Origin of the sequence: Enterobacter sp. WCHEn090032, from assembly GCF_003986875.1 — a bacterium.
Taxonomy (GTDB): Bacteria; Pseudomonadota; Gammaproteobacteria; order Enterobacterales; family Enterobacteriaceae; genus Enterobacter; species Enterobacter sichuanensis.
Genome location: NZ_RXRN01000056.1, coordinates 1 through 4,445, shown reverse-complemented (window position 1 = coordinate 4,445; position 4,445 = coordinate 1). Strand labels below are relative to the sequence as shown.

Below are 4,445 nucleotides of genomic sequence, written 5' to 3'. Positions count from 1 at the left end.
ATCCCTGCAGGCCACGCCCTCTCGGCGCATCCCTGCGCCTCGTCCCGGCCTTACGGAAACGCTTCGGCGATTTACAGCCGGACCAGGGCATCGCTGTAAGTCATTAATTTTGCTGAAGCAACGTTCATCGCTTCAGGTAAAAAATTACTGGGGACTCCTCAGCCTCGTGGGAGAGGGTTGGGGTGAAGGCATCAGGCCGCACACGTCAGATCGACGTCCGTCCAAACGCCCCCTGCCAGTCCTGCTCAAACTTCACAATCGCCGCGTCCACGGCCGGAGAGGTAATAAACTGCTGCGCCACGTCCAGCGGCAGCGTGATGGACTCGCAGCCTGCCAGAAGGCAATCCAGCGCCTGACGCGGGGTTTTAAAGCTTGCGGCCAGCACTTTTGACTGCGGGACATGCAGGGTCAGCAGCTGCTGTAATTCCACCACCGTCTGGATCCCGTCCCCGCCCTGCGCGTCCACGCGGTTAACGTAAGGCGCGACATACTCAGCCCCCGCAAGCGCGGACAACATCCCTTGTGCAGCGCCGTATACCGCCGTGCCCAGCGTCGGGATCCCTTCTGCTTTCAGCATTTTGATGGCTGCCAGCCCTTCTGCGGTTACCGGTACTTTCACCACCAGGTCGTTAATGATGGCGCGCAGCTTACGCGCGTCTTCCACCATTCCTTCCGCGGTGGTCGCCATCACCTGGGCAAAAAGACGGCCTTTGCCGCCCAGGGCGTCGTGCAGGGCCGGCAACAGCTCCTCCAGCGGCGTTTTCCCGGCCGCAACGATGCTTGGGTTAGTGGTCACGCCTGCCAGCGGGAAGATACGCGCCAGCTTTTTCACCGCCGCAACGTCAGATGTGTCGAGATAAAGTTCCATGATGTCACCCTCAAAATTAGCCTGCACTTACCCTATCACGACAAAACCTGCTCAGGAGTTGACCTGCATCAAGATAACTTTCATTCGAAAGTAATTTAATCTTCATATGCAAGATGAGAGGCAAAAACATGATCTTCAATATTCAGCGTTACTCTACCCACGATGGCCCCGGTATTCGTACCGTGGTGTTCCTGAAAGGCTGCTCGCTGGGCTGTCGCTGGTGCCAGAACCCGGAAAGCCGCTCCCGCAGCCGGGACGTGCTGTTTGATGCACGCCTGTGTCTGGACGGCTGCGACCTGTGCCAGCAGGCGGCGCCGGGCTGCATCGAACGTGCGCTGAACGGGCTGGTCATTCATCGCGAGAAGCTTAATGACGAGACGCTCAACGCCCTCACCGACTGCTGCCCGACGCAGGCGCTGACCGTCTGCGGTGAAGAGCAGCAGGTCGGGGAGATCATGGCGACCGTCCTGCGCGACAAACCCTTCTACGACCGCAGTGGCGGCGGAATTACGCTTTCCGGCGGCGAGCCGTTTATGAACCCCGAACTGGCACTTGCGCTGTTTAAAGCCAGCCACGACCAGGGTATCCACACCGCCGTTGAAAGCTGCCTGCACGTGCCGTGGCACTATATCGAGCCCTCTTTACCGTACGTCGATCTGTTCCTCGCCGACCTGAAGCACGTCGATGGCGAGGTATTCAAACAATGGACGGACGGCTCAGCGAAACGGATCCTGGATAACCTGAAACGCCTGGCGGCAGCCGGGAAAAAGATGACCATTCGCGTGCCGCTGATCCCGGGCTTTAACGCCGATGAAGCGTCTGTTACCGCCATTACCAATTTCGCTGCCGACGAGCTCGGCGTTCACGATATTCATTTTCTGCCGTACCACACGCTGGGCATGAACAAATACACCCTGCTCGGCCAACCCTACTCTGCCCCTGACAAACCGCTGGATAACCCTGCCCTGCTGGACTTCGCGCAACAGTACGCCTGCCAGAAAGGGTTAACCGCGACCTTACGAGGATAAACTCATGACCACCCTGAATCTCAACACCCTCAGCGAGCGCATTAAGGCGCACAAAACGGCCCTCGTACATATCGTCAAGCCGCCGGTCTGTACCGAACGCGCGCAGCACTACACCGAAATGTATCAGCAGCACATGGACAAACCGATCCCGGTGCGTCGCGCCCTGGCGCTGGCGCATCACCTGGCCGAGCGCACCATCTGGATCAAACACGACGAGCTCATCATCGGTAACCAGGCAAGCGAAGTGCGCGCCGCGCCGATCTTCCCGGAATACACCGTGTCGTGGATTGAGAAAGAAATTGACGATCTGGCCGACCGTCCGGGCGCGGGCTTTGCGGTGAGCGAAGAGAACAAGCGCGTTCTGCATGCGATCTGCCCGTGGTGGCGCGGCCAGACGGTGCAGGATCGCTGCTACGGCATGTTCACCGACGAGCAGAAAGGCCTGCTGGAAACCGGCATCATCAAAGCTGAAGGCAACATGACCTCCGGCGATGCGCACCTGGCGGTTAACTTCCCGCTACTGCTGGAGAAAGGTCTCGACGGCCTGCGCGCCAAAGTGGCCGAGCGCCGCTCGCGCATTAACCTGACGGTGCTGGAAGACCTGCACGGCGACCAGTTCCTGAAAGCGATTGATATCGTGCTGGAGGCGGTGAGCCAGCACATCAAACGCTTTGCCGACCTGGCGCGTGACATGGCCGCCAGCGAAACCCGCGAAAGCCGCCGCAACGAACTGTTGGCGATGGCGGAAAACTGCGACGTGATTTCTCACGAACCGCCAAAAACCTTCTGGCAGGCGCTGCAGCTGTGCTACTTCATTCAGTTGATCCTGCAGATTGAGTCCAACGGTCACTCCGTGTCGTTTGCCCGGATGGACCAGTATCTCTATCCGTTCTACCGCCGCGACGTGGAGCTGAACCATAGCCTCGACCGCGAGCACGCCATCGAGCTGCTGCACAGCTGCTGGCTGAAGCTGCTGGAAGTGAACAAAATCCGTTCCGGCTCGCATTCGAAAGCCTCTGCCGGTAGCCCGCTGTACCAGAACGTCACCATCGGCGGCCAGACGCTGGTCAACGGTGAGCCGATGGACGCGGTCAACCCGCTCTCTTACGCGATTCTGGAGTCCTGCGGCCGTCTGCGCTCCACCCAGCCGAACCTGAGCGTGCGCTACCACGCGGGCATGAGCAACGACTTCCTCGACGCCTGCGTGCAGGTGATCCGCTGCGGCTTCGGGATGCCGGCATTCAATAACGATGAAATCGTGATCCCGGAATTCATCAAGCTCGGCGTTGAGCGCGATGATGCTTACGACTACGCGGCGATTGGCTGCATCGAAACCGCCGTCGGCGGCAAATGGGGCTATCGCTGCACCGGCATGAGCTTTATCAACTTCGCCCGCGTGATGCTGGCGGCGCTGGAAGGCGGCCGGGACGCCACCAGCGGGAAAGTGTTCCTGCCGCAGGAGAAATCGCTCTCTGCCGGTAACTTCGATAACTTCGACGAGGTGATGGCGGCGTGGGATACCCAGATCCGCTACTACACCCGCAAATCCATCGAGATTGAATATGTAGTGGACACCATGCTGGAAGAGAACGTCCACGATATTCTCTGTTCCGCACTGGTGGACGACTGTATCGAACGGGCGAAGAGCATCAAGCAGGGTGGCGCGAAGTATGACTGGGTCTCCGGCCTGCAGGTCGGTATCGCCAACCTCGGCAACAGCCTGGCGGCGGTGAAGAAGCTGGTGTTCGAGCAGGGTGTCATCGGTCAGCAGCAGCTGGCGGCCGCGCTGGCGGATGACTTCGACGGGCTGACCCACGAGCAGCTGCGTCAGCGTCTGATCAACGGTGCGCCGAAATACGGTAACGACGACGACAGCGTGGATATGCTGCTGACGCGTGCCTACCAGACCTACATTGAAGAGCTGAAGCAGTACCACAACCCGCGTTACGACCGCGGCCCGATTGGCGGAAACTATTACGCAGGCACCTCTTCTATTTCCGCTAACGTGCCGTTTGGCGCGGCGACGATGGCCACCCCGGACGGACGAAAAGCGCACACGCCGCTGGCGGAAGGTGCCAGCCCGGCGTCCGGTACCGATCACCTTGGTCCAACGGCGGTCATTGGCTCCGTGGGCAAATTGCCAACCGAAGCGATTCTCGGCGGCGTGCTGCTAAACCAGAAGCTGAACCCGTCAACGCTGGAAAACGACAACGACCGCCAGAAGCTGATGGTGCTGCTGCGCACCTTCTTCGAGGTGCATAAGGGCTGGCATATTCAGTACAACATTGTTTCCCGCGAAACGCTGCTGGAAGCGAAAAAACACCCTGACCAGTATCGTGACCTGGTGGTGCGCGTGGCGGGCTACTCGGCGTTCTTCACCGCCCTGTCGCCGGATGCGCAGGACGATATTATTGCGCGTACGGAGCATACGCTGTAACCGAGCTATCCCCTCTCCCTTGAGGGAGAGGGTTAGGGTGAGGGGGAAATACGCGCGCTGATGCCCTTGTATGTTTAAAGTCACTTCAGTTACCCGTCAACAGACGGGTAAA

General features: G+C 59.5%; 3 protein-coding genes. 2 read left to right on the top strand and 1 reads right to left on the bottom strand.

Annotation, left to right across the window (positions count from 1 at the left end; genetic code table 11):
* Positions 1–205 precede the first annotated feature (205 nt).
* Positions 206–868: a fructose-6-phosphate aldolase gene (fsa, locus tag EKN83_RS23145; RefSeq protein ID WP_126801789.1), complete on the bottom strand. Its 663-nt coding sequence runs from the start codon at positions 866–868 to the stop codon at positions 206–208.
* Positions 869–996: 128 nt separating this feature from the next.
* On the opposite strand from fsa, the gene EKN83_RS23140 reads away from it, so the two are divergent.
* A complete protein-coding gene (locus EKN83_RS23140; protein ID WP_126801788.1) occupies positions 997–1,896 on the top strand; it encodes a glycyl-radical enzyme activating protein in 900 nt (299 codons plus the stop codon).
* A gap of 4 nt (positions 1,897–1,900) precedes the next feature.
* Positions 1,901–4,333, top strand: a complete 2,433-nt coding sequence (locus EKN83_RS23135) for a formate C-acetyltransferase/glycerol dehydratase family glycyl radical enzyme (protein ID WP_126801787.1) — start codon at positions 1,901–1,903, stop codon at positions 4,331–4,333.
* Positions 4,334–4,445 lie beyond the last annotated feature (112 nt).

Bases quoted from the DNA above. Each gene is read 5' to 3' on its own strand.
- fsa (WP_126801789.1), bottom strand. From the start codon at position 868: ATGGAACTTTATCTCGACACATCTGACGTTGCGGCGGTGAAAAAGCTG.
- EKN83_RS23140 (WP_126801788.1), top strand. From the start codon at position 997: ATGATCTTCAATATTCAGCGTTACTCTACCCACGATGGCCCCGGTATT.
- EKN83_RS23135 (WP_126801787.1), top strand. From the start codon at position 1,901: ATGACCACCCTGAATCTCAACACCCTCAGCGAGCGCATTAAGGCGCAC.